This is a genomic window from Hydrogenivirga sp. 128-5-R1-1, from assembly GCF_000171895.1.
Genome location: NZ_ABHJ01000005.1, coordinates 12,764 through 39,327, shown reverse-complemented (window position 1 = coordinate 39,327; position 26,564 = coordinate 12,764). Strand labels below are relative to the sequence as shown.

Below are 26,564 nucleotides of genomic sequence, written 5' to 3'. Positions count from 1 at the left end.
TTTCAAACCTCTACAGTGTGTGTACCTACGAATTCAGATTCTACCTGAACACCTTCCTCAAGAAGTAATTCAAGAACTTCCCTCATATTTCTCTCAAGCTCCTCTATAGTTTCACCTTGTGTATGAGCTCCCGGTATTCCGGGAATGTATCCAACATAAAGCCCAGTCTCTGGACATCTTTCTACTACCATAGTGAACCTTCTTTCCATTCCCAAGCCTCCTTAAGTGATAATTTAAGTCCTTCAGAAGCTAAGTTCCTCTATAGGCAAACCCTCAAATATACTCTCTACATTTTCCCTTAGCCTGACCCTATCCCCCAACTTATACCTGACTTTTTCTATCTTGTCTTTGTATTTTTGAACTTTCTCCTTCAGCTTTGTTAGGTCTATCTCTACTTCCTCTATGTCCCTTATCTCCTCGTCTCTTTTGTCCGTATTTATCTTCACCAGCTTGTCCAGTTCACCCATGTGAGTCAAAGTTCCCTCCCTGTAAATTATCTCTATCAGAAGGCGAGGTTCGTGTCCGAACTTGGAACGCGAGATCACATCCGTAGAACCTTTGTGCCCAAGCCACATGGCTTTGAGCATCGTGTCTATATCCTCATCCTTCAACTGTGTGTCTTCGGCAGCCTTTTCATTGGCTATTCCGTAGAAGACTATCAGAGAGTATGGTAAAACGTGGACTTCCGTCATGGTTCCCTGAGCCTTTTGCTCCGCAGAAGGCATTACGGTGGTGCCTTTAACAAGCTCAGGCTTTACCCTGTGTAGGGATTTCCCGAACTTAAATTGAACGGGACCCGTGAAAGACCTCTGTTGGTTTTTAATTGCAAAGGTTCCTCCAAAAAGCCTTATATCTATACACTTATCAAGAACCTTCTGGTAATCGTTGTCGTATTTGGCGAATATATCTTCTTTGGTTTTTAGTTTATCGTCCTCACCTCTTTCCTCCTTCAGGAATACCTCATATCCCATATCTACAAGCTGGTCTCTGACAGTTCTTTTAAGCCTCACGTCGGTGACGTAGTTTATACCCGTCTCCTCATCAATCCTTGGTTTGTTCTCATCCATAGGGTCTCCGTTAGGATTTGCCCATGAAACGTCGTAAAGAAACAAAAACTCACGCCTGTTCTTCATCACCATCCTCCTTTCTGTATATGAACTCCGCAAGCTTATCAAACATCCCCATTCCCAAGGCAAAGTAGAAGTTCATTTCATCTATACTCATATTCCATTTTGAAGGTGCTTCAGAGAGGTATTGAGAGGCGAGCTTAAAGAGCCTATCCTCTCCAGCACGGTATCTGTCATACTCTTCAAGTTTCATTCTGATTTCTGGTAATAAGCCTTTCAGGTCGGTTTCGTTCATCTTCAGAGCCTTGAGCTTTTTAAGGAAAGGTTTGCTTCCCCTCTCGTTCCTCTGAACTCTCAAGAGCCTTTCGGTGAGCGCACCCATCAAAAACAGACCCTTTTTCAGGTCGGTATCAACGGCTGGAAGACTTTTTAAGAACTCCTCAAGATTTTCAAAGTCCATCCTTTCCATAACAACCTCCCCTGTGGTAAGTTTAACGAAAAGGAAAACTCCAAAGGCGTCTCTTATAACCCAAGGATATCCTTCTTCCGATTTCTTAACAGCATCTCTAATCCTACCCAGCAGGAACCTTATCAGGAACTTGGCATCAATTCTTATACTCCTGAACGTTTTGTCCACCACTTCAAGGAAATACTTCTGAAGGTCTGGGTTCCTCTTGGAAGGGTCACTCTTTGAGAAGAACCTATACACAGTTTCGTAGGTAAAGTTCTCAAGACCGAGGAATTTCTCTACCTTTCCTTTGGCATCAAATAGCTGTCTTAGTCTTGAAGGGTATATGTCCTGAAGGTGAAGGAGAATTCTCTCCGCTCCCTGTTGGGACTCTAAAAATAGAAGGTTAACACTTAGAACGTCCCTTTCCTCACTCAAAAGCTCCAGAATATCGTCCTCACCGCTCAGAAGCGGTCTCTTTTCTCTGTTTGAAAGTTTTATCTTTCTCACATCATTGTTAAATAGGCTCTCCACAACTTCAAGAACAACCTCCTCCTTATCCGTCATAAGCTCAGGAATAAGCTGGTATCTCAGCCCCGAGAGGTTGAATTTAAGCTTATTATCTATTAACCTTTTCCCTTCCTCTATGTAGCGTTTGCATTCATAACATAAAGGAAAATTCCTGTAAGCTTCCTTTTTATCAAACCCACCGCTGATATAGCCGGGCTTGTCTATGGTATAAAACTTGTAGGGTGAAATATCTCCGCTCACTTCCCCCTCTTCAAGACAGACCGAGCATACCGCCTTTCCCTTGCTATCTTTACCTTCCTGTGCAGAGAGTTTCTCCACAGCCCTTTTAAAACCTTCCAACTCACCTATATACTTTCCATCCACTTTAATGGTGAGAAGAACTTTCTCTTTATTAGGTATGTCCTTTGTAGCCTCTTCTATGCTCTCCTCAGTCCTTTCTTTTTCCAAATTCAGGTTTGGGATATCTTTTTCAGCCACACTACATGACTTAAGAGCCTTTTCAAGGTTCTCAAGCGTCTTCATGATTGGGGACTTTTTGTCCGTGGGTTTCCTTTTCTCTCTGTTTAATATAAGAGTTGGCGTCAGCGTCGGTGGATTGCTCCCTTTAGCTTTTTTATAGAGATACTTATTTAGTTTGTCTTTGCTAAATTTCTCAAGTTCCACACCTTTGAAGTTTCCTCTCTCGTCAAAGTTCAGAACCAAGACCTTGTCAGCCTTAACATCATCGTAAAGCTTAATCTCCCCGAACCTAAACCCTATATCCCTTATAGCTCCGAGCACTACAGAACCCTCTCCACCATTCCAAAACCCTGCGAGTTCTTAGCCCCCAAGCCCGCTTCCAACGCAAGCCTGAGCATATCTTCATTTCCCTTCAGCTTATAGTATCCCTCCCAAGCTTCTACCAATGTTCCCCTATAAAGAACCTTCTTCCTATAGCCCTCTATCACCTTAACTGGTTCTATCTCCAACTCCCCTTTGTAGCTCTTACTATACACGAGCTCATACTTTTTAACAAGATTTTTCCTGAGGAGTTCATAAAACTCATCCTGCCACGGACTTAGGTACTGAAACCTTTTCTCCCCTTTGGGTGTCCTGTAAACAGTTATGGGTGAGAGGCATCTTACGGTCATCTCTCCATCAACCTCAGGTTTCACGAGCTCTATTGAGGAGAGACTAACGGTGTTCCTACCCAGGAAGAGGTTCCCTCTCTTAAGGAAAGTTTTTACTGAGGATGAAACTATATCAATAAGCGGAGAGGCAAAGTAAAGGGTTACATCAGGACTAAAAAACACAAAACCCCTTCTCTTATCTCTCCTGGTTATCTTACCTATGACCTTTGAGAAGGTAAAGAGTTTGAACCTTCTTTTCCCGTGAGTAAAGCCTATATCGTGAAGGAATTTTGAGAGGACAGGATCCATGTTACTGTAGAAGAAAGCCTGAAGTATATGGTTATAGCTTTTGGGTAAGGCAATAGCTTCCTCTCCAATCAGGTTTATCTTAACTATCATATCTCTTTAATAAGACAGCCAAATTACTATCAAAAACATGGATCAATCAACAGGGTAAATAAGGATAGAAATTTCTTCATCAGGTATTATCTTCCAGAGCTCCTTTTCCAGCTTTGTGGTATTCTTCATAGAGCGAATGTTTATAGTATAAACCTGTATCAGGACTCCTTCGTCGTGTTCCCATACGTACATATCTTTAATCTTTACCCCTCTTCCTTCAAGGAATTCCTTAATCTTCTCTAAGGCAGTATTCACATCCACCACCTTCATCTTCCTACCCACTTGAAAATTAATTTAGCAAGGTCAAGGGCTTTTTAAAGTGGATCACGTCAACCTTTAACCTCCAGTAGGGTGCAGAGTATAATAAAAGGCGTCAGCCAGCTCCAAATAGTTTCATACTTGGCGTTACAAGGAAACCTCTTGTAAAACCTCCTTAGCTTGTGCTTTATCGGAAAGAACCACCTCTTTACCACATTCCTTTTCCCAAAGGTCTCGCGCACCCACCTTACTGGAAGTTTCCTTACAGCACTCACATACTACGGACACTTGTCAATTGTACATATACTGGCTTTGTATTACTTAGCACCACCTGAGCTGTCCATGAGTCCCTCTTAGCTGTTAGACCTGCATACACAGGTCTGCCTCTCTCGCCCACCACAAGCCAAAGATAGTAGAATCTCCTTTGCCTCTTTATCTTTGTCCCGTCCACATACACCTATAGCGCATAAGTGTATAGGGCTTTGAGCATCTTGCTCATTGAGTGGAACCATTCCCTGATCGCTTCTATGCTTACTTTGTAGCTTTCGTCTGAGAGACACACCTCTTAAGTAAAGCAAGACTGCTTTTGCCTTGACACTTGAAGGAACTCTACGCCAGTGACAAACTTCATTAAATAGCTTTCTAACAAGGTTTATAGCGCTCATGCTTCCATTCTGCCCTTCCAGTTGAATGGATTCCTTTGCTTTAAAAAAGTTGACACTCCCATTACCTAAATGTATTTAAGTTGATTAAATTTACTCTAAAGGAGGTCGGTGTATGAAGGTTCTTACTACAGAGCAGGTGGTGAAAAATATCAAAGAATTCCTCAATAATCAAGGTGTGAGGATATACAAGGTGGATGTGGCCGAGATAGACGAGGAGAGCGTTCTAATACGGGTATATACCAACGTCCGCTCCGTGAAGAAGGGACTGGAGCTTTCCGAAAGGATATGGAAAGAGGTAATCCCTGACGAGAAATTTTCTATCCTCATTTATCCGAGCAAGTAAATACCATCTATTGCCTTAAGCTGTAGTGCAAATTAATCTGTCTTATTTTCCTAAGAAAATAATGATGTCTTAAATTTAGGAGCTATACTCACACATACAATTTACCGTATAAAACGCTCCTATCACTCCTACTTTCCTTTATTACCTCTGGTCTTCACCTTTACTTCCTTCAGGAACTCTCTCAAGACCTTTACCGGAACAGAGAAGTCCATCTCCTTTATCTCTTCCAGCCTATTGGCTATTAGCTCAAGCTCCCTCTTCTGGGCAGGGGTTATCCTCCTTTCTTCACGGGCAAAGGTCATTATGTAGTGGAACTTTCGGTAGTCTATACCCTCCTCACACTTCTCCTTGTCTCCAACCCTGTAAAACCTTGAGGTGAACATTCCCAGCCTGTACCTTGAAAGCTCGTAATCCGCAAAGGCTTTTAGGACTTCCTCAGCCTTCGTCATCGTCATCCTTGCACCCCTTTCTGTACATCTTCATCCTCTCGTTCCACTTGACCCACTCGGACGCAGATTTATATAGGTACCTGTACCCTTCCGGGTTCTTTCTATACTTCTCCTCTATAACATCCTTTAATGCTCTCGCCACGCTTACAATCTTTTTACTCTTAACATGAAAGGGCTCTATCTTCCACCTGAGTATCCTTTCAACCCATGCAGACACGAGGGCGGACTGCTCTTCATCCCACCCCAGCTTTTTCCTTACCTCCTTTGCAATACTTCTCATGTTATCCCCTTCGGGAATAGCCCTATCCCTGTTCTCCACCAGCTTCTCTACGAGCGGGTAGAGGTACGGCTTTTCCTCCTTGAAATATTCAAGACCACCTCTTATAAGCCACGTCTGCTGGTTCTTGGCAAGTATAGAAAAAGGCATCCCCAGCTTTGCCATCTCCTCTATGCTCCTCACCGACTCCCTGTTTATAGGGTGCACCACCAGAGCCTTCTCTTCTTCCACCCGCTTCCTCATAATGACGTTATTATACTCCTGATACACTGCTATGTCCAAATAGAAAAACATTGTTTTCATGATAAGGCTAAAATAAGAAGTATGGCGAGAGGAGAAGGGTATCTCAGGAAGAGAGGGAAGGTCTTTTATTTTGAGTTCATGTATAAGGGGCAGAGGTATTACGAGAAGATAGGGGTGGTGAGTAAGACGGTGGCTAAGGAGATAGCTAACGAGATAAGGTCTCGGATAATAAGGGGAGAGTATATACCGCAGAAGGAGAGAAAGACAACCTTTTCCGATGCGGTTAGGGTGTATATAGAGTGGTACAGGAAGAAGAGCACAGCAAGGGAAAAGAGCAAAGAGGAAAACATAAGGAGGGCAAGGAGGCTGGAGGAGTTCTTCGGGAGCAGGAAGCTATCCCAGATCAGCACCTTTCTCGTAGAGAGCTACAAAAAGAAGAGGCTTGAGGAAGGGGTCAAGCCACAGACTATAAACATGGAGCTGAACATACTCGGGAGCATACTCAGACGGGCAAAAGAAGCAGGTCTCTTTGACGGAGAGTTGCCGAAGATAGAAAAGTTCAGAAATGCGGACAGGGAGAGGCTGAGGTTCCTCAGTGAGAGGGAGGCTCAGAGGTTAATTTCAGCCTGCCCGGAGTGGTTCAAGCCCGTAGTGATATTTGCCCTGAACACGGGACTCAGGGCGGGAGAGATATTCTCCCTGAGGTGGGAAGATGTGGACTTTGAAAGGGGAGTTATAACGGTGAGGGAAGCAAGCTCTAAATCCGGTAAGGTAAGGAAGTTACCTATGAACGCTACGGTGAAGAAGCTCCTTCAAGGGCTTGAGAGGAAAGAACACGGCTATATATTTACCAACCGCTTCGGACTTCCATATAAATACGAGGATAAAACTTACAGGAGAGTTTTCAAAACCGCTTGTGAAAAAGCAGGTATAAAAGATTTCAGGTTCCATGACCTCAGGCACACCTTTGCGAGCTGGGTCGCCATGAATTCAAAGGATATATACGCTGTCCAGAACCTCTTAGGACACTCATCTCCTTCAGTAACCAAAAGGTATGCCCACCTTACAGACGACTACCTCCGAAGTGTGGTAGAGTCCGTTCCTAATTTCGGCAGTTCTTCGGCAAGTGAGAAGTAGAGGTTGCTCAAATGGTGGGCGGTGGCGGACTTGAACCGCCGACCTCCATCGTGTGAGGATGGCGCTCTCCCAGCTGAGCTAACCGCCCGACTATTTAATTATAGTCCCTTCCTTAAGCTCCCTGACCTTTCCAGCGAGCTCCTCAAACTTCCCTTCAGAGGTGAGTTTTACGAAGAGGCTTCCCACCACTACCCCGTCCGCAGACTCGGATATCCTCCTGGCGTGTTCTCCTCTGGACACACCGAAGCCAACCACTACAGGTTTATCACAGCACTCCCTGTAAGTATTGAGGTTGCTCCTGAGCTCTTCAAAGGGGAGCTTTGTCCTTGCCCCTGTCGTTCCCGTTATGGAGACGAAGTAAACCATGTCGTCTGATTTTTCGCATATCAATTTGAGGCGCCCCTGCGTGCTCGTGGGCGATGCGAGGAGAACAAGAGATAGGTCGTGTTTTCTCATCTCATACTTCAGCCCTTCACACTCCTCGGGTGGTAAGTCTGGAACTATAAAACCGCTCACACCGCTATTCCTTGAAAGCTCACAGAACTTTTCATGTCCAATACGGAATATGGGATTGTAATAGGTCATCAGGAGTATCGGAACGTCGGGGAACTTTTCCTTTATCTTCTGAGAGGCTTCAAACACCTGCTCCGACCTTATCCCGTTTCTCAGGGCGACCTCGTGGGCGAGCTGTATGGTGGGTCCGTCGGCAACGGGGTCTGAGAAGGGGAAGCCAAGCTCAATTATGTCAACACCATTCTCAAGGACGATGTCTATAGCCTTGAGGGAACTCTCGTAGTCAGGATAACCGACCATTAGGTAGGCTACAAGGGTTCTTTCTCCTTTCTTCCTTAGCTCATCAAACTTATCTCTCAGCTCTGACATATCTCGTAACTCACCTCTATCTCACAGGAGTTCTTAAGCATGGCGTGAACGCTGCAGTACTTATCAAGGGAGAGCTTTATAGCCTGCTCCACAGCCTTTGGTTCAACGTCACCCTTTATTCTGTAGTTAATCTTTATACTTTCATACACGCGCGGGTGCGCGTCTCTTCTGAAACCTTTAACCTCTATCTCAACGTCTTCAACTTTTTGTCTCTTTTTCTTGAGGATGGTGTAAACGTCCACCCCGGAGCATCCGGCGAGGGATACAAGGAGGAGCTCCATCGGCTTTAATCCCTTCTCTCCCACCTCTATACTGCCCGAGGACATCTCCGCGGTGTAGGTTCCCTCTTCGGAGAGCCTTAAAAGAACTTCCTTCTCTTCCATAGAGGGAAGAATTATAAGAGAAAAGAAAAAAAAGAGGAAGGGGGCGGTCCAGAGGGGCTGGACACTTAGCTACCGAAAGCAGCCATACCGGGTTTAGAATACGAACCTGAACTGAACGGTGAAGGCGTCGTTATCTATCTCGTTCCTTTCCTCGTCGTAAGTCTGGTACTCAAAGGTCCACCCGAAGAGCTTAGCCTTATCGTACCAGTAGTTGATTCCAACGGAGGTCACCTTTATCTTTCCGAGTGTGGCTTGGGCTGTAGCGTTGCTTGTCCATTTGTTCTTCTTTATGAAGTTTGCCGCATCACCGTAGGCACATACATTTCCTCCACCACATGGAGCTTCTTTTATATCAGGATTCCACTCGTAGTAACTGACGTAGGGTTCCCAGAGGTGGACGCTTCCGGGGTTTATAACCCATGCTGCTTTAGCTATGAGCCACTTGTTCTTAAAATCTTCACTTGGATTAGAGGAGCTAAGCCACACTCCTTTGAACTGGTGTTGACCTATTTCCCCTATGAGCGTGAGAGGTCCGTAATGTATGGCTATGTCAGCTCCATACATCTGCATGTCAACGGGATTGTTGGCAACATTGCTGAATTGAGCAATGGGGTTGGGTAATATCATATAGGGAACTCTTACCTGAACCGAGCCTGCTCCAGCCTGAGTTCCACCACTTCCTGTAATGCCAGGAGCAGGACCCTGAACATCGGTTATAAGCTCCTGGTCTATGTCGTTCTGCATTGCGTAGGACAGTCCCAGGGTCACGCCTTTCCTCTTTCCGAGGTAGGTGTCCCTGTAAAGCCAGTTCAGACCCTTAGGTTTACCCTCGGGCTTGCCTAGCATGAGGGTCGTCCTGAAGGTATACAGGAATGAATCCTTGGAGTTGCTCCTTAGTTGTGAAAGACACTTTGCAAAATTGGGTCCGGGTGGTTGACATACAGAATCCACTGTCCCCGCAGCTCCAACCCTTGCGGTCTCATCCCACGGCTGCTCTATCCCCTTAAAGCCGTCAAAGACACCAACGAAGCCGTCCCAGGTTATCTTCTTAAAGCCCTTAGCCTTGTTGCCCTTCCTAACGTGTATAAATCCACCGTAGGCTCTACCCGTAACGTTCGCTACCGTTAGATGTGTCCACCTGAGCGTAGCGAAGGTCCTGTCGGACTCAAGGTTATCAAACCCTGTCCTTCCGTACTGCTCCCTACCGAGTGGAACCCTTGGAAAACCGAGGTGGGCGTCTATTATCCACCCGCTCGCCCCAAACATCTCGTGGAGGGCAAACTTTAGGTCAAGCTCGTGGAGGGCGAGGTTTCTGCCTCCGAGGAGCCCTCCCTGCCTGAGATATCCGGGCGGCTGTCCCCCAAAGGGTGCTATGTAGGCATCTCTGCCTGTGTTGTTGAGCCTTACGACGAAGTTGAACTTGAAGTACTTGTTGTAACTACCCCCGAGCCTGAACCTTATCCTTCTGAAGGATGTGTCAAAGTTATTGCTCGGAGCTTCCACGAAGTTCGGTCTGTTCTCATCGTCTATCTTCTGATACCTGAACCAGGTCTGTATCAGGAAGTTTATGTCTAAAAACTGCTGGGTGGATGCGCTCCACACCCTTATAGCGTGGGAGGTCTCAGGCGTAAGAAGAGCCGCCGCCCCGAGCGCTGCCCCTGCCAGTGCTAACTTCTTCATATCTTCCCCTCCTTTTTAGTCAGAAATCTTGAATTACTGAACCTTTATGTAGGCGTAACCAAGGGTCTGAAGGTGGGCGACCGTTCCAACTCCCGAAGGAACTATCTTCACAAAGTCGTAGAGCTTGCCCATCAGCTTAGCCCTCTTGACGGTTATACCGCAGAGGTAGAACTCCACTCCGTACTGAAGGAGCTCCTCCATCTTGATCCTGAGGGCTTTCTGGTCTATGGGCTCCTTTGCCCACTTGGTTCCTTTCAGGTCCTTCAGGAGGAATTTACCCCCGGCTCCGTGGGACACGACAACTATCTTCACCTTGAAGGGGTCAAAGTCGTAAACGGAGAGGTGGTTGGTGATGTTCCTGAGCATGGTTTTGAACCTCTTTTCCTGAGGGAAGTCGGCGTGGTATATGACATTTACCTTTGCCTCCTTCTTCAGGTCGTCAAAGCTCAGTCTGACGTTCTTGGCAGCCGCTACAGTGCTCAATATTGGCACGGACATGGCCGCTGCACCCACTTTGAAAAAGTTCCTCCTGTCCATGGCACACACCTCCTACGATTTTCCCTGCCTATTTGCAAGGTACGTGCCAAAGTGGGGTAAGTGTTGATACTCACGTATTTAGTGCGTTCCCGTGCTGGGAGAAGAGATGCCTTCGGGTTGTCAAAATGGCAACCCTTTGCCAAAATGGCACTACTCTATACCGTAGCTCTCCAACTTCCTGTAGAGCGTCCTTAGAGGTATCCCCAGTATCTCCGAAGCCTTTCTCTTGTTGAAGTTCACCTGTTTGAGTATCTCAGTTATGTATTCCCTCTCCACGTCCTTTATGGTTTTAAAGCTCTTTTTGCTCTCCTGGTGGGTGAACAGACAGGATATGTCCTCCGAGTCTATCCTGTCCCCGTCGGAGAAGAGGACAGCCCTCTCAACTATGTTCTTGAGCTCCCTTACGTTCCCGTACCAGGGGTAAGAGGTAAGAGAGTTCTCAGCCCTCGCCGTAAAGCCCTTTATGTTCTTTGAGTACTTCCTGTTGAAGAGGTCTAAGAAGTGGTATGCTAAAGGAAGTATGTCCTCCCTCCTCTCCCTGAGAGGGGGTATGTTTATCTCCACGACGTTGAGCCTGTAGTAGAGGTCTTCCCTGAACTCACCCCTCCTGACGAGCTCCCCGAGGTGCCTGTTGGTGGCGGTTATTATCCTCACGTTGCTCTCTATCTCCCTGCGTCCCCCTATCCTGTAAAACTTGCTCGTCTCAATTGCCCTCAAGAGCTTCGCCTGAAGGGACATATCCATCTCACCAATCTCGTCAAGGAAGAGGGTGCTCCCGTCGGCGAGCTCAAAGAAACCCTCCTTCCCACTATCAGCCCCAGTAAAGGCTCCCTTTTCGTATCCGAAGAGCTCAGCCTCTATAAGCTCCTTTGGTATGGAGGCTATGTTGAGAGCCACCATGGGCTTATCCGCCCTGTCGCTGTTCCTGTGGATTATGCTGGCGATCACTTCCTTACCCACACCGCTCTCACCCGTTATTAACACCGGACAGTCGGAGCAGGCTATCCTATCAACCTTCTCTATTACCTCCTTCATAGCCCTGCTCTCAAAGACGAACCCCCCGTAATCAAGGGATAGCCTCTTTTCCTTCTTGTAGAGGAGGTTCTCCCTCTTTATTCCCCTTGACTCAACAGCCTTCTTTATGGTTATCTCAACCTCCTTGAGCGAGCATGGTTTCGTCAGGAAGTCATAGGCTCCGAGCTTTATAGCCTCCACGGCGGTCTTTATGGTACCGTGTCCTGTTATAACAACTACCTCCGTAAGGGCTGAGTTCTCCCTTATCCACTTCAGGAGTTCCATTCCGTTGCCGTCCGGCAAGAAGAGGTCAAGCAAAACCACGGAAAAATCCCTCTCTTCAAGTACCTCATAGGCTTCCTCAAGGTCACACGCGCCTTCCGTCTGGTAGCCAAGACCTCGCAGGTGTTCTGTCAGGAGCTCTCTGAAGTCCTTCTCGTCCTCAACAACGAGAACCCTCATGTCCTTCCCTCTGAGACGTATATCTCCACCAAAGTTCCCCCCTCAGGTCTGTTCTGTATCTTAACATCTCCGCCGAGGTTGCGCATGAACCTCCTCGCCAAGGGTAGTCCCAGACCTGTTCCGTAAGGTTTGGTGGTGTAAAAGGGTTTGAACACCTTCTCAAGCTCTTCTATGCCCGGTCCCTCGTCCTCAACCCTCCAGACTATACTACCGTTTTCCTTCAGGAGCCTTACGCTGACCTTACCGTTTCTGGGTGAGGCGTCAATGGCGTTGTCTATAACGTTTATCAAGACCTGCTCTACCTGCCATGGAAAGGTAAAGAGCCTCTCTCCGTTCAGGGAGCTTTCAAACTCAAGTCTCACCTGTTTCCTCTTGGCTTTAGGTGAAAGCATGTTTATAGCGTCTATGGTCAGTTCCTCCGGTTTGACGTAGTCCGGCTTGCCTTCAAAGGGTTTACCTATGTCCAGGAGCTTTCTGACCGTCTCGGCACACTTCTGTGCCTGTTTGAATATGACCTCCGCCTTCTCCTTGGCTTCCCTGTCCTCGGTGCTCATGGATATGCTCTCGGCGTAGCCCATTATGGAGGCGAGGGGGTTGTTTATCTGGTGGGCAACGGAACAGGCTATCTCACCTGCAAGGGACAGCTTAGCTGTCTGCTCAAGGAGAACCTTCAACTCCCTCTCCTGGGATACGTCTCTGATCCTCCAAAGCACGTAAAGCCTGCCCTCTATCCTCAGAACCTCCTGTCTCAACTGGCAGAACACTTCGTCCTTGAGCTTCAATTTCTTCTCCGAGAAGAAGAGGCTCATGAAGGGAAGCTCCTCCCCTACAAGCTCCCTCATGTGCTTACCTATGAGTTCCTCCTTTTTCACCTTAAAGCTCTCAAGGACAGTCCTGTTGACGTCTATTATCCTTCTCTCCGAATTGAAGACGATCACGCCGTCAAGGGTGTTCTCAAAGAGAGAAAGGTAGAGTTTTCTATCCTCCTCAAGCCTCCTTATCAGGTTCTCAAAAGCCTGGGAGAGCTCATCAACCTCGTCACCTGACTCTATTGGCTTCCTTATATTCTCCTCCTCCCAAGAGATTATGTGGTTCTTGAGGTTCTCCAGAGGTTTGAATATCCTCAGGAAGACGAATATAGCGAACCCTCCTACGCTCAGTATGAACAGTGAACCGGCAACCATAGCCTTCTGCTGAAAGCTGTATAGCGGCTGCAGCACCGCACCCACCGGCTCTTCCACAAAGACGAGCCACTTGCCGTCCTCGCTCCGGGCGTAAACCCCAACGACGTCCACACCCGTTATGTTTGACCTGTATATGCCCCTCCTGAGGGGCATCTTCTTCCTGTCAGAAAATCTCATGTCACTGAAGGCGAGTACGTTTCCCTCTCCATCGGCGAGGAAGACCTCGGTGTTCGGTGTGGGTTTTGCCGACACCACCGACTGCCAGAAGAGGGACAGATCAAGAGAGAAGACGAATAGCCCTCTGAATACGCCGTTCTCAACGTCCGGTATAGAGAACCTCAGGAAGGGCTCTTTGTACTGGGTGTGCAGTATCCCGAGGATCCTCTTTGAGCTGTCTATCCTGATGAACTTCTCAAACTTCGGTTCAGAGCTCTCTCTGCTGACAGCGCTCATCAGTATGCCGTCGGGAGAGTAGAAAGCCCCCTCAAATATGCCCTTTATGTGTCCCGTAACCCTCCAGATTATATCCTCCTCGGAGAAGCCGAAGTTCCTGTAGAGGTAAACGGCCGAGTCCGTTTCAGACATAACCCTCTCCAGAAACAGCTCCACACGGCTGACCACAGAAGAGGCGTAGAGGCTGTGAAATCTCAGCCTGTCATCCAGCACCTTCTTCCTCATGGCGGAGTTGTGGTAGAAGTAAAGGGCGAGGGGAATAAGGGTGAGCACCACGAGGAGCATGACGACCCTCGCCTTAAGGGAGAGCTTCATTTCACGACCTCGTCAACGTATGTGAAGAACTCTCTGTTGTAAGCGACCCCCAGTTCCGTTAGGGCGGTCTCGTTCACAGCGAGGCGTGGGTAATAGGCTCTCTCAAAGGGAACGTGCTGGACAGGAGTTCCGTTCAGTATCTTGTAGGCTATGTGGGCAGCCTGAAAGCCCTGCTCATAGCCCGAGGTGCCGTAAGCCACGTGACACCCCTTCTTAACGAGTCCGGGAGAGTGGCAGAAGACGGGAACCTGATGAAAGTTAGCGTAGTGCAGTATATACGTAGTCAGGAAGTTCTCCGTATAGAAGCAAGGCGTTATTATTATCGCATCGTAGCCGTCCGTTCTCATGTTGCTTATTATGTATTCAAGCTCCTTTACGTCTCTGACGTTCAAGGGGACTACCTTTATGCCGAACTTCCTGCCGGCTCTTATGGTTATCCTCGTAGCGTTCTTGGAAGCTTCAAACTGGGGGTTGCAGAAGACGAGAACCTTCCTTATCCTCGGAAACATCTTGGAGAAGAGCTCAACCCTCTTTTCCATGAGCTCAGCGTTGAGGTTGTCCACTCCCGTTATGTTCTCGGAGGGCTTTGAGAGGCTCTCGGTAAGCCCCCACTGGAGTATGCTAGTTCCCCCAAGTATCACAACGGGAGTCTTGAGCTTTCCGCTCGCTGTCTTAACCATGTAAGCCTCAAGGCTACCCCCGACGACTATGAGGTCGTAATCCTCCTGTCTAAGGGCAAGCTCCTGGGCGAGTTCACCCATCTTGCCGAGGGTATTGTTCCCCTCGTAGAATTCGTAGCTAACCTTATCAATACCAAGGTCTTTCAGACCGTCCTGAAAACCCTTGACCTTAGCCATCCTCCCCTCGCCCGATATGAATACGGCTATGCGGTACTCCCTATCCTGAGAGCTTTCGCAGGCGAGGACGGAGAGAACGAGCGCAAAGACAAGTAAGAACCTCATCTTACTGAAAATATACCCTCCCATGCCCGATACGGAAATAAATTACACTAATCACGATGATAAGAGTTCTTTTTACAGCATTCCTCTTCCTAACCCTCTCCTGCGGCGAAGAACCCCCGGTAAGCGCCATAGAGAAGTTCCTTGAAGGCAGATACGGGCTCTTTGCAGAGGTGGAGGAGGTCAGGGTTCTCACCACGGTGAAGATAGACGAAAACACCTACTTCGCCCAGGTTAAGTACGGGCTAAGGTTCAAGAGGAACCTATGGGAGATTGAAAAGGAAATAAGGGAGAGGCTCAAACTGGCAGACCTGTATAAAAACCCGACTCCCTTCGTCAGCGCCGTGGTGCTTAACGAGCTAATCCGCAGGTGCGGAGGGTCCTACATAGAGCGCGGAAGGACATGTTATATGACTGACAACTTGGAACTCATCAGGATAAGAGGAGAGTGGGTTGTAAGGGGTTTTTAAAGACCGCCCCCGAAGGGGCGGTGGTCTTTAGTGACCCATCTGAGAGGCTATCTTCTTCCTGTATATCCAGAGCAGAGCACCCATAGCTATGAAGTAGCCTATCGTTACGACACCCATCAGAGCTCTCTTAGCCTTCTCGCCGGGTGGGGGTTCGTTCACAGACCTCATGTAGGCGACTATCTTGGCTACCTTCTGGGGGGCTTCCTTGTCGTATTCGGGGAAGAAGAGCTTGGGCATCGTCGTGCCGGGGAGAACCTTCTGAGGATCGGCTATGAACTGGTATAGGTAGCCTGCGCCCCTCGCCAGGTACAGGGTTGAAAGGTCTGGGGGTATCTTTCCGAAGGAGGCTTTGAGCCCCTGGAGGTCGGCTATGGCTACGGACTCGTAAACGTCCCTCGGAACGAAGTAGCCCCTTACCACAGGCTTCCCGTCCTTCATCTCAAGTATGGGTTTTCCATGGGTCTTCTCTATCTGAGCCCACTCGGGCTTTGCGGTAACGGACATAAGGTATATACCATCGTATCTGAGGGAGTGGCAGCTCGCGCAGTTTTGCTTGAAGAGCTCCCTGCCTTCAACGGCAGCCTTGGGATCGTTGATTATTTTCTCAGCCTCTTCGGGAATCTCGTATTCGTGGTGGGGTGCGAATGGGTTCTTTATCCATATTACGAAGAAGAATATGACCGTTAGACCTGAAAAGAAAACCGTCTTAATTAATCCCCATGTGCTCATGACTGACCTCCTCTTGCTTTATACCAGCCCCACTCAAGGAAGGAGATTACCGGCAGGGACAGGAAGAACAGGAACGTGGTAAAGGTGAAGAACATCCCCAGCTTCGCGTTGGTCGGCGTGGGTGCCATAGTTCCGAGTATGGTAAGAGCTATTGCAGATATCACGAACACCACGAACATAACGAAGAAGAGAGGTCTCCTCCTCGCACTCTTTATGGGAGAGAAGTCAAGGAAGGGAAGTATGAGCAGGAACACGAGTGACAGGTTGAAGGCTACGAAGCCCCAGAACTTACTTGGGATAGACCTGAATATCTCATAGAAACCGAGCAGGTACCACTCGGGAGCTATGTGGGGTGGTGTCTTTAGAGGATCCGCAGGCTCAAAGTTATCGGCTGGCAGGAAGTGGGACATGTGGAAGAACACGAAGAAGAAGAATAGAGCGAGGTACCACATCGTATAGGCACCCTCTTTGAGGGTCATGTATGGATGGAAGGGAACTACCTTCTCGGGCTCGTTCTTCTTGTCTATCTCGTATCCGTCCGGGTTGGATATACCCGCAGCCCTCACAAGGAAGAGGTGTATGCCTATCAATGCGAGCAGCGTCAGCGGTAGGAAGAGGACGTGAAGACCGAAGAACCTGCCGAGGGCGAGGTCCTCAAGCTTGTACCCTCCCTTCATCCATATGGACACCGTCTCACCTATGGCTCCGAGCAGACCCTTCAGGAAGGGTGCATCACCGAGGGACATGGGTATCTCAGTGGTAACTATCATTCCCCAGTAAGAGAGCTGTCCCCAGGGGAGCAGGTACCCTGAAAGGGCTGTCATCAGGAGAACGAAGAATATCACCCATCCTATTATCCAGACGAGCTCCCTCGGCTTCTTGTAAGCGTTGTAGTATATGCCCGTAAACATGTGAAGGTAAACTATTGCGAGGAAGAAGTTGGCTCCGGCGGCGTGTATGTTTCTAAAGAGCCACCCGAAGGATATCTCCTTCATTATGGTGAAGTTGGTGCTGTCAAAGGCGTGAGCTATGAGGGGCTTGTAATACATTATGAGGATGATCCCGGAGATTATCTGTATGGCGAAGGTCGTAAGGGCTAGAACACCGAACACGTAAGGAAAGGTGAGGTTCTTGGGAACCTTGTACTCAACCATCTGCTCCCTGTAAAGGTCCCTTACGTGCGCCCTCTCGTCTATCCAGTCAACCAAGCGCTTCAACATCTCTATACCTCCTTAGACGAGTTGCTCCACGAATCCTGCTTCACCTACTACGAGCTTGTTACCCTCAAGCTTCTGGGGAGGAACCCAAAGCGGTCTCGGAGGAGGACCTCCTATAACGTCTCCCCAGGGAGTATAAAAGCCTCCGTGGCAGGGGCAGTGGAAGGTTGGATTGCCACCAGATATGTCGGCACCCTGGGGCTTCCAGAGGGGAATACAACCGAGGTGGGTGCAAACCCCTATGAGGGCAAAGACCGTCTTGTCTCCCAGAATGTCCATGTTGTGCTTGCCCGCGCTGTTCTTTGCGGACTCGTTCAGTTTGTAGCTGTATTTCTGAGAGGCATCCTTAGGTAGCTTGACGACGAAGAGGGGCTTACCCTTATAGGAGGTAACCCTTATGCCGAGCTCAGGAACCTTGGTAATGTCTATCTCAGCCTTAGCCTCCGTGGTTGAGGCTGCACTCGGTGCAAGGGTCTTGACTATGGGGTAGAGAACACCCACCGCGCCGACAACACCCATACCGCCTATGGCTACGTTGATGAAATCTCTCCTTGAAGCTTCCATCCTCTTACCTCCTGACCCCGATATTTTATCATGACCCTTATGTCATTTATCATATAAAAATTTTCTAATACTCTTATGACTCTCTCTTATAACGGCGTTTGCCTTAGGTTTTACTTAAGTAGGACGCTGCCCTCGGATATAACCCTCCCCCTGAGAACCTTCCCTGTGTTGAACGACCTCACCCTTATGACATCTCCGTAAAAGCCTGTATCCAGAGCCTTTCCGCTGAAGCTTATCTCAAGGTTTCCGCTCCTGTATATCACGCTGACCTCCTGCCCTCTCCTCACGAGAGGCTCCTTCTTCAGATAGCTCTTAACGAGCACCTCCCCCCTCTTAACGGTTCTGAGAGCCACGTAGTTTATAAGCTCTTCGGTAGATTCAATATCCTGCCTTGGACACCTGCCCATGAACATCTCCTCATAAGCCACCTGCCAGGGATACACACGCTCACCTTTCAAAAGGTCTTCCTGGGCTACGATAAGAGAGCACTTCCACTCAAGCTCCAGCGTGGCTGTAATCCTCCTGAATCCCCTTTTGGTCTTCAGGTACAGGTGGAAGTTACCCCTTGGTTCTCCCCTCCTTACGCTGAGCACCTTCCTGTCTATACTGACGAACTCTATTGGTTTACGTAGGAACACGCGGAGGTTCTTCAGCCTCACGTCTCCCTTAAAGCGTGAGTGCAGCTCTTCCTTTACGAGCTCTTCAACTTCCTCCTTGTCTAAGCTGCCTGACAGGGCTGTTGACACGAACAGTAAAAGACTAACGACGTAAGTTAGCCGCCTGAGATAGCATTTCATCAGCCGCGGTAATTCCCTTAGTGTTGAACTCATAAGCCCTCTGGGCTATTATCAAGTTTACCATCTCCTCAACTATGTTCACGTTTGAGGACTCAAGGTAGCCCTGGAGCAGAGTCCCTATACCCTGGTTTCCCGGGTTGTCTATGAGGGGCTCTCCGGAGGCGTCAGTCTGTATATAAAGGTTGTTACCCACTCTCCTGAGACCGGCGGGGTTAACGAACTTTGCGAGCTCTATCCTGCCCACCTCCTCAACGGAGGTAGCGCCCTGCCTGAGGACTGTAACCGTTCCGTCGGCGGCTATACCTATGCTCAAGGCGTCCGGAGGTATGCTTATTTCAGGGTCTAAGGGGTATCCGTCGCTGTTCACTATCCTGCCGTCCCTGTCCAGCCTGAACTGCCCGTTCCTCGTGTAGGCTATGGTTCCGTCTGGGAGCACGACCTTAAAGAATCCGTCCCCCTGAATGGCTAAGTCAAGGGTGTTCCCGGTCTGGTTTATATTGCCCTGCGTAAAGATCCCGTAGGTGTCCGCTATGTAAGTCCCGAGTCCTATCTGGAAGCCCGAGGGAGACCTCGTAGTGGGTGAGGTAGGGGCTCCCGGCTCCCTTACCGTCTGGTATATGAGGTCTTGAAAGGTCGGACGCATCTTCTTAAAGCCTATAGTGTTCACGTTAGCCATGTTGTGGGATATGACGTCAAGGTTTGTCTGCTGGGCGGTCATGCCCGATGCGGAAGTCCAGAGCGCTCTGAACATTAAGCCACCTCCTCCTGTTCTTAAAAGGCTATTATCGGCATGTGTCCCCAATTCTTTATAATTTCTTGAATGGAGAACCTGCGGTGGCTCTTTAAGAAGATAAAACCCTACCTTCCCCTTCTCTTTCTGTCCCTCGTCGGCTCTCTGCTTCAATCGGGAGGAGCCACCTCCATAACCCTGCTCGTGAAGGGGATCATAGACGACGTGTTCGTCCTCAAAGACCAGGAGAGGCTTGTCCAGACGGTTGCCCTTCTTCTGACCTCAGCCTTAGTGATGCAGGCGGGATTTTTCACCTCCAAATATCTCGTAAGCCTTGCTTCGGAGAAGACCCTGAGGGACATAAGGATGGAGATATTCAGCAAGCTCCTCAAAGTCCCTTACACCTTCTTCGTGAGGAGTAAGAGCGGAGACGTTATAAGCAGGATCGTGAGCGACGTTGAGAAGGTGAGACAGATACTAATAGACCAGATACCCACCCTTTTGAGGGAACCCCTGGTCGGAATAGCCCTGCTCGGCGTGCTCGTTTACAGGGACTTTCTCCTAACCCTGCTCCTTCTCGTGGTGCTGCCGGTAATGAGCTACACCGTTAAGTTCTTCGGCGGCAAGAAGGGCAAACACCTCAGGAGGACTCAGGAGGGAACCGCTGAACTGACCCAGACCCTTTCCCAGACTCTACAGGGCATAGAGAACGTTAAGGTCTTTTCCGCCGAGGACAGGCTTTTGGAAGCGTTCAGAACCTTTAACGAGAAGATATACAGGTCTTCGGTTAAAGCGGAGTTCTACATAACGGGGAACACGGCGATAAACTACATCTCAGGTTACATCGTTGTCGCCGGGGTGCTTTTTTACGGAGGTTACAGGATACTTCAGGGGCACATGACCCCGGGTGATTTCATATCCTACCTCACAGCCCTCTTCATGGTTCAACCGCCCCTTCTTAACACCCAGAAAGCCCTCATGAACCTCAGGGGAAGTCTGCCCGTGGTGTCAAGGCTCAGAGAACTCCTGAGTATGGAGGAGGAACCTTCCGGCAGCGTTGAGTTTTCTGGTCTGAAGGAAATGATAGAGTTCAGAAACGTGGGGGTCGTCGTAGAGGGAAGGGAGATCCTAAAGGACATCAGACTCAACGTCCGCAAAGGAGACAGGGTGGGTATCGTCGGTCATACGGGCTCCGGCAAGAGCACCTTGGTGAAGATAATCCCGAGACTCATAGACTACACAGGCAGTGTGAAGGTTGACGGCACCGAGCTGAGGGAGTTTGAGCTCCACTCCCTCCGCAGCAGGATAGGCATGGCTACTCAGGATACATTCCTGCTGAACGCAAGCATAAGGGAGAACATGCTGATAGCCAAGCCGGACGCCACAGACAGGGAGATATGGCAGGCTTTGAAGTTAGCCCTATGCGACTTCGTAGAGGATATGGACAGGGGACTGGACAGCGTCGTAGGCGAGAGGGGTTATTCCCTGTCGGGGGGAGAGAGGCAGAGACTCTCAATAGCGAGGCTTTTCCTGAAGAACCCGGAGATAGTCATACTGGACGAAGCCACCTCTGCACTGGACATGAACACCGAGAAGAGACTTTTAAAGAACATCTTTGAGTTTTTCCAGGGCAAGACTATGTTCATAGTGGCTCACAGGCTCTCAAACGTTATGGAGTGCGACAGGATAGTGGTGATGCGGGAGGGCAGGCTGGTTGAGGAGGGCAACTTTTATACGCTCGTTGAGAAGAGAGGAGAGTTCTTCAGAATTTTCAAAGAGGGCAAGGTGGTATAATCCTTAGAGGTAGGATGGCTAAGCTCTTCATACTCTCAGCTCCCTCCGGCACAGGCAAGAGCACGATAGCCGGAAGGCTCGTTCAGCAACTTGAAGGCATAAGGAAGGTGGTCACGGCTACCACGAGAGAACCCAGACCCGGTGAGGAGCACGGCGTTGACTACATATTCATGAGCAAAGAGGAGTTTGAGGAAGGTATAGAGAAGGGTCTATTCCTTGAGTACGCAAACGTTTACGGGAACTACTACGGCACTCCCAGAGACCAGATAGAGAGGAACCTGAAGGAAGGCTACGACTCTCTACTCGTGATAGACGTTCAGGGTGCTTTCAAGGTAAAGAAACTCTATCCGGATGCCGTAAGCGTGTTCCTGCTGCCTCCGTCCCTTGAAGAGCTTAAGAGGAGGATGGTCGGCAGAGGATACAGGGACAGCAACACCCAGAGAAGACTATCAACGGCACGGGGTGAGATACCCTGCGCGAGGGAGTTTGATTATATTATAATTAACGACTTCATAGACAAAGCCGTGGAACAGCTCAAGAGCATTATTATCGCTTCAAGGTGTGAGAAGGAGAGCATATTGAAGAACTTGAAAGGTGTTCTTCACAACGAAGAGCTCATAGGGTTGATAGAAGGAGGTGACTGCTATGTCAAGGAGACCTGATATAGAGAACGCGCTGAAGCAGGTCAGCTCAAGGTACGAACTCGTCCACGCGGCGGTGAGGAGAACGCTGCAACTCCTGCAGGAAGGGGATGACTTCTTCATAAGAGGAGAGAGGGAGCTCATAAAGAAGACCTTCCAGTCCATAGAGGACATAGCCGAAGGCAAGGTGAAGGTGGTAAAGAAGGACTGACCCAACTCTATGGAGTTCATAACAGACTACAACCTTGAAGAGCTCAGAGAGAGATTCGTATCCCTCGGGCTGGAGAAGTACAGGGCGGGACAGGTTCTAAAATGGCTCTACAAGAAGCTAACGACCGACTTCAGTTCAATGACAGACCTGCCCAAGGAACAGAGGAGACTGCTTGAGGATACGTTCCGTTTCCACCCCTTAGAGAAGTTGGATAGGGTTGATGCCCCCGATTCAAGGAAGTACCTATTCAGAACCCACGACGGACACATCGTTGAGACAGTGCTAATAAGGGAGAGAGACCACCTTACCCTGTGCGTCTCCTCTCAGGTGGGATGTGCCGTTGGGTGTACATTCTGCGCCACAGCGATAGACGGGCTCAGGAGAAACCTGACCAGCGCCGAGATACTTGACCAGTTCCTGCAGGTGCAGAAGGACTCCCCCGAGAAGATAAGGAACGTGGTCTTCATGGGGATGGGAGAACCTTTAGCCAACTACGACAACGTCAGGAAAGCTGCAGAGATAATGGTCTCGCCCTGGGGACTTGACCTATCAAAGAGGAGGGTAACCGTATCAACGAGCGGGCTCGTAGCCCAGCTGAGGAGGATGGCGGAAGACCCCATAATGAGAGAGCTGAATCTGGCGGTCTCCCTGAACGCACCGCGTCAGTCCACGAGGGAGAGCATCATGCCCATAACACGGAAGAACACCCTCTCAGAGCTCATGGAGGTTCTCGTGAAGTATCCTCTCCCGAGATACAGGAGGATAACCCTTGAGTACGTCCTCATAAAGGACTTAAACGATTCTAAAAGGGACGCAGAAGAGCTCGCAGAGCTGTTGAGAAGGCACAGGAAGAGGTTCAAGGTGAACCTCATACCCTTTAACCCCGACCCTAACCTGCCCTACGAGAGACCGGAGCTTACAAGGGTGCTCAACTTCCAGAAGGTTCTATGGGAAAGGGGCATATCAACCTTCGTCAGGTTCAGCAAAGGGGTGGACGTGTTCGGTGCCTGCGGACAGCTCAGGGCTAAGAGGGATTATGTTAAAATCTCAAATCCATGAAAAAGACCTCCAAGTGGCTCCTTGAATTCGCCGTAATAATAGCCGCCGTTCTCTTCATAAGGGCTACGCTCGTCCAGGCTTTCAACATACCCTCCGCCTCCATGCAGCCTACGCTCCTTATAGGAGACTTCATACTCGTCAACAAGCTGGTCTACAGCCTTTCGGAACCCAGAAGGGGAGACATAGTGGTCTTCAGATATCCCGTCAATCCGAGCCTTGACTACATAAAGAGGGTCATAGCCACACCGGGCGACCTCGTTGAGTTTGAAGAGTTCTTTGACCCGAAGGCGGAAGTGAAGGCGTACAGGGTGAAGGTGAACGGAGAGGAGTTCGGGCTAACATACAGGACTCTGAGGAGCTTTAACGGACGCTTTTATTACGAGTTTGAGGAGAGCGTCAGGTGGAAGGACAAGGTAATAAGACACCTCGTATGGTACTCCGCCTACCCAACCAAGGTCTCCGGACTTGTGTCTTACAACGGCGAGGACTGTCTCAAACAGAGACACAACCTCTGCGTAAAGTTCCGTGTCCCCAAGGGGCATTACTTCGTCATGGGAGACAACAGGGACAACAGTGAGGACAGCAGGTTCTGGGGCTTTGTGCCGAGGGAGAACATAGTGGGAAAGGCTTTCGTAATATACTTCTCGGGGAAGGTACCTCCCCTGACCCCTGACGATGTGACAGTGTTCACGGGCTTCCGTCAGCTATTCTTAGCCTTACTAAACCCACGGATTGAGCGTATAGGACGCTTCTTCATATATTAGAAGGGGTTTATAAAGATATCCCCTCTGTCAAGCCTTGATAGAACGCCTACCACCGTTGATGGTCTTATACCGGGAACGAGCATGAGAGCGTTCAGGAGAAGCTCAACGGTGAAGGGAGGATCAACGTATATGTCCGTCACCACACCCGCTTCCACGGTAGCAAACCTCCCGAGCTCCTCTATGAACTTGTCCGCCACGCTCTTATCCTCGCTGTCAAGCACGAAGGACACCACCCCGTTCATCACGTCAAGGGCTCTGTCCTTGCTCGCTATAGGGCTGAAATCAAGCCCGGCTTTCATACCGGATAGCTTATCCACAGCCTCATCAAACTCCCCGTAAGGAAGCCCGTATCTCGGGAGAACCCTCTTGACCTTAACGTCGTTAAACCTGCCGAGCAGCGAGTTCAGAACTGTACCCGAGGGCATAAATACCCTGTGGTAGAGCCGGACGTCCTCCGTGATGTCCTTTGACTGCTCGTTGAAGAAGGAACTGAATAGCTCAGGGGTGAACAGAATGCCAGTATCCTCCTCGTAAAGACAGAACCCTCCTGCGGAGGGTGAGAAGTTGGAGGGTATGAACCTGAGTCTGTGCCCCGTGGCTATAGTGACCGAGTAAGAGGGGAAATCACCGAAGGTTCTTATCCTGCCGGACTTGCAACCGGACTCGGAGAGCTCCCTCTTGACCGAGTAGTCGGTTATGAACCTCATGTTGAACTTCTGCTCCGAGAGGATAAAGCTGTTGTATACGCTGGAGAGTTCTCCCGTGAGAAGTATGACGGCATCAAGCTCGTCTAAATTGAAGAGGGTGTCCTCCACGAGATTTCTTACGCTGCTCCACTCGTCAAGGGAACCTATGTTTATGAGGAAGGCTGCCCTCCTGCCCCTGCCCTCATACACCCTCAGATATACGTTCTTGAGCAAGACCGGCACGCTTGAGAACTTGGAAACCCTGAACAGTCCTTCCTCCACTTCCTCTACGGGCTTGACCTCCTCTAACACTCTCTCTCCGGAGGTCACAACCGCATGAACGGGTTTTGCTCTCTCCAGCAGCGTCTTCACGAAATCGTAGGTGTCACCGAACTTCTGTTCCAGCTTAACCCTGTCAAACTCCTTTACCCTTACCTTGACCTCATCGCTGTCAAGTATCGTTCTGAGCTCCTCCACGGTGCAGTCCATTCCCAGAACCTTCCCCTCCTCCACAGCCACGATGCAGAGGTTTGAGTTGGAGACCTCAACGAGCCTGCTTTCCCTGTCGTTGAATAGCTTTATGAGGGTATTGACGAGCCCGAGCTGCTGGGCGTCCTCCTCCGCCTTGAACCTGTACAGGTAGTTCAGCTTGTTGAGAAGTTCAAGGGGGTTAAAGGGTTTCTTTATGTAGTTCAGCTCCGAAAAGCCTATGCTCTTGAACCTGAGTTCCTCCTCGTCCCTGTCCAGGAGGAAGAAGGGAAGGGGAATTTTATCCTCCTTCCAGGAGGACAGCCACGCTTTCACGTCCGTGTGGTTAACCATGACCACGTCTATGTCGGTGGAGTTCACGAGGTCTTTGAACATGTCGTCGTTCGTGGCTATGAGCAGCTTGTGTCCCGTGACGTTGAAGATGTCCCCCAGCAAGGGGAATACCTCTCTGTCCCTGTCAAGAAGCAACGCTTTAATCGCCATCACCCTATCTCCTTCTTTTTTGAAGCGACCTCAAGGAGCTTCAGGTTCTCCCTGAGAACGTTCATGGACTGAACCACCATGAAGAAGGCGTGTTCAACGTTTATGAGGGCTCCCTGAAAGGATAGGTCGTCTTCCCTGAGCCTGAGCTCCCTGAACTGCCTAAAGTATCCGTCTATCTCTGTGCCGCACTCAATCAGCCTTGGTATGAGCTCTCTGGACAGCTCTAACGCTTCCCTCTTCGTATCCATATCTCCACTCTCCCTGCGCCCTCTCCTTTCAACACAGGCAACTCTCCCAATAGTATAATCTCAAGCTCTCTCAAATCATCGGGAGAAAACGAGCCCTTTTTAACACTCACTCATCAAGGGCACGTTCTAACTCCCCCTCAAGCTCCACGGGCATGCCTTCCCTGCCCGCGAGCAGAAAGAACTCCTCGTTGCCCTTACTCCCCCTGGGGAAGGACTTTACAACTCCGAGGACGTTAAACCCGAGCTCATTAACGAAGGAAGCCACTTTGAGCACAGCCTCTTTCCTGTGCTCTCTATCCCTGACTATACCCTTTTTCACCTTCTTGGGGCAGAGCTCAAACTGAGGTTTCACCAGCGCTAAGATAAGCCCATTTTCCTTAAGAAAGCGCACCACACTGGGAAGAACCTTGGTCAGGGATATGAAGGACACGTCAATCGTTATCAGGTCAACCTTCTCGGGCACGTGGTTGTCCGTCAGATCTCTCGCATCGGTCTTCTCGTACAGAACCACCCGGGGGTCTTCCCTAAGCCTGAAGTCCATCTGAGCCCTGCCCACGTCAACGGCGTAGACCTTTTCTGCACCGTGCTGGAGAAGACAGTCGGTAAAACCGCCTGTGGAGGAGCCAACGTCAAGAACCCTCTTACCCGAAGGGTCTATTCCAAACCTCCTCAGGGCACCTTCCAACTTATCTCCTCCCCGGGACACGTACCTGGGAAGTTCCAAAACCTCAACCCTCTCGTCGCCCTTGAGTCTTGTCCCAGGTTTGTCCACCCTCCTCCCCTCAACGAAGACCTGTCCAGCCATTATGAGTGCCTGTGCCTTCTCCCTTGAATCAACCAAACCTCGCTCAAAAAGAAGTTTGTCAAGCCTTACCATAACCTTTTAT

Annotated in this window: 30 protein-coding genes and 1 tRNA gene; 8 read left to right on the top strand and 23 right to left on the bottom strand. The window is 49.5% G+C overall.

Annotated elements, in window-relative coordinates; genetic code table 11:
* Positions 1-2 precede the first annotated feature (2 nt).
* From HG1285_RS11500 to HG1285_RS11520, 5 genes are read right to left on the bottom strand one after another with little or no spacing between them, the layout of a single operon-like run.
* Positions 3-209 (bottom strand): type II toxin-antitoxin system HicB family antitoxin, encoded by a 207-nt coding sequence (locus tag HG1285_RS11500; RefSeq protein WP_008286995.1) that lies wholly within the window; start codon positions 207-209, stop codon positions 3-5.
* A 33-nt stretch (positions 210-242) separates the two neighbouring features.
* Entirely contained in the window at positions 243-1,133 is an 891-nt protein-coding gene (cas7b, locus tag HG1285_RS11505) for a type I-B CRISPR-associated protein Cas7/Csh2 (protein WP_008286994.1), read from the bottom strand.
* Positions 1,117-2,826: a TIGR02556 family CRISPR-associated protein gene (locus tag HG1285_RS11510; protein ID WP_008286993.1), complete on the bottom strand. Its 1,710-nt coding sequence runs from the start codon at positions 2,824-2,826 to the stop codon at positions 1,117-1,119. Before HG1285_RS11510 ends, cas7b begins: the two co-directional genes overlap by 17 nt.
* Positions 2,826-3,554: a CRISPR-associated endoribonuclease Cas6 gene (cas6, locus tag HG1285_RS11515; protein ID WP_008286992.1), complete on the bottom strand. Its 729-nt coding sequence runs from the start codon at positions 3,552-3,554 to the stop codon at positions 2,826-2,828. Before cas6 ends, HG1285_RS11510 begins: the two co-directional genes overlap by 1 nt.
* Before the next feature lie 42 nt (positions 3,555-3,596).
* Complete coding sequence (locus HG1285_RS11520; protein WP_008286991.1) at positions 3,597-3,824, bottom strand: hypothetical protein; 228 nt, start codon at positions 3,822-3,824, stop codon at positions 3,597-3,599.
* 765 nt (positions 3,825-4,589) lie between these two features.
* Between HG1285_RS11520 and HG1285_RS11530 the strand changes: the two genes are divergently transcribed.
* Positions 4,590-4,820, top strand: coding sequence for a hypothetical protein (locus HG1285_RS11530; protein ID WP_008286989.1), 231 nt, complete (start codon positions 4,590-4,592; stop codon positions 4,818-4,820).
* 128 nt (positions 4,821-4,948) lie between these two features.
* Here the strand turns inward: HG1285_RS11530 and HG1285_RS11535 are convergent, their stop codons facing one another.
* Complete coding sequence (locus HG1285_RS11535; protein ID WP_157560517.1) at positions 4,949-5,275, bottom strand: hypothetical protein; 327 nt, start codon at positions 5,273-5,275, stop codon at positions 4,949-4,951.
* Entirely contained in the window at positions 5,256-5,789 is a 534-nt protein-coding gene (locus HG1285_RS19665; RefSeq protein ID WP_008286987.1) for a hypothetical protein, read from the bottom strand. Before HG1285_RS19665 ends, HG1285_RS11535 begins: the two co-directional genes overlap by 20 nt.
* Positions 5,790-5,870: 81 nt before the next feature.
* Between HG1285_RS19665 and HG1285_RS18715 the strand changes: the two genes are divergently transcribed.
* Positions 5,871-6,926, top strand: coding sequence for a site-specific integrase (locus HG1285_RS18715; RefSeq protein WP_008286986.1), 1,056 nt, complete (start codon positions 5,871-5,873; stop codon positions 6,924-6,926).
* Positions 6,927-6,938: 12 nt separating this feature from the next.
* On the opposite strand, the gene HG1285_RS11545 is transcribed toward HG1285_RS18715, so the two are convergent.
* From HG1285_RS11545 to HG1285_RS11575, 8 genes are all read right to left on the bottom strand, one after another.
* Positions 6,939-7,014, bottom strand: a tRNA-Val gene (locus HG1285_RS11545).
* Positions 7,015-7,016: 2 nt separating this feature from the next.
* On the bottom strand, positions 7,017-7,808 hold the full coding sequence (trpA, locus tag HG1285_RS11550) for a tryptophan synthase subunit alpha (RefSeq protein ID WP_008286985.1): 792 nt from the start codon (positions 7,806-7,808) through the stop codon (positions 7,017-7,019).
* Positions 7,796-8,191: an OsmC family protein gene (locus tag HG1285_RS11555; protein ID WP_008286984.1), complete on the bottom strand. Its 396-nt coding sequence runs from the start codon at positions 8,189-8,191 to the stop codon at positions 7,796-7,798. The genes trpA and HG1285_RS11555 overlap by 13 nt, the downstream gene beginning before the upstream one ends.
* 93 nt (positions 8,192-8,284) lie before the next feature.
* On the bottom strand, positions 8,285-9,871 hold the full coding sequence (locus HG1285_RS11560; RefSeq protein WP_008286983.1) for a hypothetical protein: 1,587 nt from the start codon (positions 9,869-9,871) through the stop codon (positions 8,285-8,287).
* 33 nt (positions 9,872-9,904) lie between these two features.
* Entirely contained in the window at positions 9,905-10,408 is a 504-nt protein-coding gene (locus HG1285_RS11565; RefSeq protein ID WP_008286982.1) for a DsrE family protein, read from the bottom strand.
* Between the two features lie 150 nt (positions 10,409-10,558).
* Positions 10,559-11,884: a sigma-54 dependent transcriptional regulator gene (locus HG1285_RS11570; RefSeq protein WP_008286981.1), complete on the bottom strand. Its 1,326-nt coding sequence runs from the start codon at positions 11,882-11,884 to the stop codon at positions 10,559-10,561.
* Entirely contained in the window at positions 11,881-13,836 is a 1,956-nt protein-coding gene (locus HG1285_RS17280; protein WP_008286980.1) for a PAS domain-containing sensor histidine kinase, read from the bottom strand. The genes HG1285_RS11570 and HG1285_RS17280 overlap by 4 nt, the downstream gene beginning before the upstream one ends.
* Positions 13,833-14,798: an ABC transporter substrate binding protein gene (locus HG1285_RS11575; RefSeq protein ID WP_008286979.1), complete on the bottom strand. Its 966-nt coding sequence runs from the start codon at positions 14,796-14,798 to the stop codon at positions 13,833-13,835. Before HG1285_RS11575 ends, HG1285_RS17280 begins: the two co-directional genes overlap by 4 nt.
* Positions 14,799-14,854: 56 nt before the next feature.
* Here HG1285_RS11575 and HG1285_RS11580 point away from each other — a divergent pair, with 56 nt between their 5' ends.
* Positions 14,855-15,265, top strand: a complete 411-nt coding sequence (locus HG1285_RS11580; protein ID WP_008286978.1) for a hypothetical protein — start codon at positions 14,855-14,857, stop codon at positions 15,263-15,265.
* Positions 15,266-15,292: 27 nt separating this feature from the next.
* On the opposite strand, the gene HG1285_RS11585 is transcribed toward HG1285_RS11580, so the two are convergent.
* From HG1285_RS11585 to flgG, 5 genes are all read right to left on the bottom strand, one after another.
* Complete coding sequence (locus HG1285_RS11585; RefSeq protein WP_008286977.1) at positions 15,293-15,994, bottom strand: c-type cytochrome; 702 nt, start codon at positions 15,992-15,994, stop codon at positions 15,293-15,295.
* A complete protein-coding gene (locus HG1285_RS11590) occupies positions 15,991-17,214 on the bottom strand; it encodes a cytochrome bc complex cytochrome b subunit (RefSeq protein WP_008286976.1) in 1,224 nt (407 codons plus the stop codon). Before HG1285_RS11590 ends, HG1285_RS11585 begins: the two co-directional genes overlap by 4 nt.
* 12 nt (positions 17,215-17,226) lie before the next feature.
* Complete coding sequence (petA, locus tag HG1285_RS11595) at positions 17,227-17,775, bottom strand: ubiquinol-cytochrome c reductase iron-sulfur subunit (RefSeq protein ID WP_008286975.1); 549 nt, start codon at positions 17,773-17,775, stop codon at positions 17,227-17,229.
* Between the two features lie 110 nt (positions 17,776-17,885).
* On the bottom strand, positions 17,886-18,572 hold the full coding sequence (gene flgA / locus HG1285_RS11600; protein WP_198005430.1) for a flagellar basal body P-ring formation chaperone FlgA: 687 nt from the start codon (positions 18,570-18,572) through the stop codon (positions 17,886-17,888).
* Complete coding sequence (gene flgG, locus HG1285_RS11605) at positions 18,535-19,323, bottom strand: flagellar basal-body rod protein FlgG (protein WP_008286973.1); 789 nt, start codon at positions 19,321-19,323, stop codon at positions 18,535-18,537. Before flgG ends, flgA begins: the two co-directional genes overlap by 38 nt.
* A 69-nt stretch (positions 19,324-19,392) precedes the next feature.
* On the opposite strand from flgG, the gene HG1285_RS11610 reads away from it, so the two are divergent.
* From HG1285_RS11610 to lepB, 5 genes are read left to right on the top strand one after another with little or no spacing between them, the layout of a single operon-like run.
* Positions 19,393-21,096: an ABC transporter ATP-binding protein gene (locus HG1285_RS11610; protein WP_008286972.1), complete on the top strand. Its 1,704-nt coding sequence runs from the start codon at positions 19,393-19,395 to the stop codon at positions 21,094-21,096.
* Positions 21,097-21,110: 14 nt separating this feature from the next.
* The gene (gmk, locus tag HG1285_RS11615) at positions 21,111-21,758 is read left to right on the top strand and encodes a guanylate kinase (protein WP_008286971.1); all 648 of its coding nucleotides are present in this window, start codon (positions 21,111-21,113) and stop codon (positions 21,756-21,758) included.
* Positions 21,742-21,948: a DNA-directed RNA polymerase subunit omega gene (rpoZ, locus tag HG1285_RS11620; protein ID WP_008286970.1), complete on the top strand. Its 207-nt coding sequence runs from the start codon at positions 21,742-21,744 to the stop codon at positions 21,946-21,948. Before gmk ends, rpoZ begins: the two co-directional genes overlap by 17 nt.
* Before the next feature lie 9 nt (positions 21,949-21,957).
* On the top strand, positions 21,958-23,007 hold the full coding sequence (gene rlmN / locus HG1285_RS11625) for a 23S rRNA (adenine(2503)-C(2))-methyltransferase RlmN (protein ID WP_008286969.1): 1,050 nt from the start codon (positions 21,958-21,960) through the stop codon (positions 23,005-23,007).
* Positions 23,004-23,771: a signal peptidase I gene (lepB, locus tag HG1285_RS11630; protein WP_008286968.1), complete on the top strand. Its 768-nt coding sequence runs from the start codon at positions 23,004-23,006 to the stop codon at positions 23,769-23,771. The genes rlmN and lepB overlap by 4 nt, the downstream gene beginning before the upstream one ends.
* On the opposite strand, the gene HG1285_RS11635 is transcribed toward lepB, so the two are convergent.
* The 3 genes from HG1285_RS11635 to HG1285_RS11645 all read right to left on the bottom strand — a co-directional run bounded on the left by HG1285_RS11635 (position 23,768) and on the right by HG1285_RS11645 (position 26,554).
* A complete protein-coding gene (locus tag HG1285_RS11635; RefSeq protein WP_008286967.1) occupies positions 23,768-25,429 on the bottom strand; it encodes a hypothetical protein in 1,662 nt (553 codons plus the stop codon). The two genes, lepB and HG1285_RS11635, sit on opposite strands and share 4 nt — an antisense overlap.
* On the bottom strand, positions 25,429-25,677 hold the full coding sequence (locus HG1285_RS11640) for a hypothetical protein (protein WP_008286966.1): 249 nt from the start codon (positions 25,675-25,677) through the stop codon (positions 25,429-25,431). Before HG1285_RS11640 ends, HG1285_RS11635 begins: the two co-directional genes overlap by 1 nt.
* Positions 25,678-25,783: 106 nt before the next feature.
* Complete coding sequence (locus HG1285_RS11645; protein WP_008286965.1) at positions 25,784-26,554, bottom strand: TlyA family RNA methyltransferase; 771 nt, start codon at positions 26,552-26,554, stop codon at positions 25,784-25,786.
* Positions 26,555-26,564 lie beyond the last annotated feature (10 nt).

Coding starts and splice junctions, on each gene's coding strand:
- lepB (WP_008286968.1), top strand. CDS start 23,004: ATGAAAAAGACCTCCAAGTGGCTCCTTGAATTCGCCGTAATAATAGCC.
- HG1285_RS11585 (WP_008286977.1), bottom strand. CDS start 15,994: ATGAGCACATGGGGATTAATTAAGACGGTTTTCTTTTCAGGTCTAACG.
- HG1285_RS11635 (WP_008286967.1), bottom strand. CDS start 25,429: ATGGCGATTAAAGCGTTGCTTCTTGACAGGGACAGAGAGGTATTCCCC.
- cas6 (WP_008286992.1), bottom strand. CDS start 3,554: ATGATAGTTAAGATAAACCTGATTGGAGAGGAAGCTATTGCCTTACCC.
- HG1285_RS11645 (WP_008286965.1), bottom strand. CDS start 26,554: ATGGTAAGGCTTGACAAACTTCTTTTTGAGCGAGGTTTGGTTGATTCA.
- cas7b (WP_008286994.1), bottom strand. CDS start 1,133: ATGAAGAACAGGCGTGAGTTTTTGTTTCTTTACGACGTTTCATGGGCA.
- HG1285_RS11580 (WP_008286978.1), top strand. CDS start 14,855: ATGATAAGAGTTCTTTTTACAGCATTCCTCTTCCTAACCCTCTCCTGC.
- rpoZ (WP_008286970.1), top strand. CDS start 21,742: ATGTCAAGGAGACCTGATATAGAGAACGCGCTGAAGCAGGTCAGCTCA.
- flgA (WP_198005430.1), bottom strand. CDS start 18,572: ATGAAATGCTATCTCAGGCGGCTAACTTACGTCGTTAGTCTTTTACTG.
- HG1285_RS11520 (WP_008286991.1), bottom strand. CDS start 3,824: ATGAAGGTGGTGGATGTGAATACTGCCTTAGAGAAGATTAAGGAATTC.
- HG1285_RS17280 (WP_008286980.1), bottom strand. CDS start 13,836: ATGAAGCTCTCCCTTAAGGCGAGGGTCGTCATGCTCCTCGTGGTGCTC.
- HG1285_RS11530 (WP_008286989.1), top strand. CDS start 4,590: ATGAAGGTTCTTACTACAGAGCAGGTGGTGAAAAATATCAAAGAATTC.
- flgG (WP_008286973.1), bottom strand. CDS start 19,323: ATGTTCAGAGCGCTCTGGACTTCCGCATCGGGCATGACCGCCCAGCAG.
- HG1285_RS18715 (WP_008286986.1), top strand. CDS start 5,871: ATGGCGAGAGGAGAAGGGTATCTCAGGAAGAGAGGGAAGGTCTTTTAT.
- HG1285_RS11555 (WP_008286984.1), bottom strand. CDS start 8,191: ATGGAAGAGAAGGAAGTTCTTTTAAGGCTCTCCGAAGAGGGAACCTAC.
- trpA (WP_008286985.1), bottom strand. CDS start 7,808: ATGTCAGAGCTGAGAGATAAGTTTGATGAGCTAAGGAAGAAAGGAGAA.
- HG1285_RS11610 (WP_008286972.1), top strand. CDS start 19,393: ATGGAGAACCTGCGGTGGCTCTTTAAGAAGATAAAACCCTACCTTCCC.
- HG1285_RS11560 (WP_008286983.1), bottom strand. CDS start 9,871: ATGAAGAAGTTAGCACTGGCAGGGGCAGCGCTCGGGGCGGCGGCTCTT.
- HG1285_RS19665 (WP_008286987.1), bottom strand. CDS start 5,789: ATGAGGAAGCGGGTGGAAGAAGAGAAGGCTCTGGTGGTGCACCCTATA.
- HG1285_RS11575 (WP_008286979.1), bottom strand. CDS start 14,798: ATGAGGTTCTTACTTGTCTTTGCGCTCGTTCTCTCCGTCCTCGCCTGC.
- rlmN (WP_008286969.1), top strand. CDS start 21,958: ATGGAGTTCATAACAGACTACAACCTTGAAGAGCTCAGAGAGAGATTC.
- HG1285_RS11640 (WP_008286966.1), bottom strand. CDS start 25,677: ATGGATACGAAGAGGGAAGCGTTAGAGCTGTCCAGAGAGCTCATACCA.
- petA (WP_008286975.1), bottom strand. CDS start 17,775: ATGGAAGCTTCAAGGAGAGATTTCATCAACGTAGCCATAGGCGGTATG.
- HG1285_RS11570 (WP_008286981.1), bottom strand. CDS start 11,884: ATGAGGGTTCTCGTTGTTGAGGACGAGAAGGACTTCAGAGAGCTCCTG.
- gmk (WP_008286971.1), top strand. CDS start 21,111: ATGGCTAAGCTCTTCATACTCTCAGCTCCCTCCGGCACAGGCAAGAGC.
- HG1285_RS11590 (WP_008286976.1), bottom strand. CDS start 17,214: ATGTTGAAGCGCTTGGTTGACTGGATAGACGAGAGGGCGCACGTAAGG.
- HG1285_RS11565 (WP_008286982.1), bottom strand. CDS start 10,408: ATGGACAGGAGGAACTTTTTCAAAGTGGGTGCAGCGGCCATGTCCGTG.
- HG1285_RS11535 (WP_157560517.1), bottom strand. CDS start 5,275: ATGACGATGACGAAGGCTGAGGAAGTCCTAAAAGCCTTTGCGGATTAC.
- HG1285_RS11500 (WP_008286995.1), bottom strand. CDS start 209: ATGGAAAGAAGGTTCACTATGGTAGTAGAAAGATGTCCAGAGACTGGG.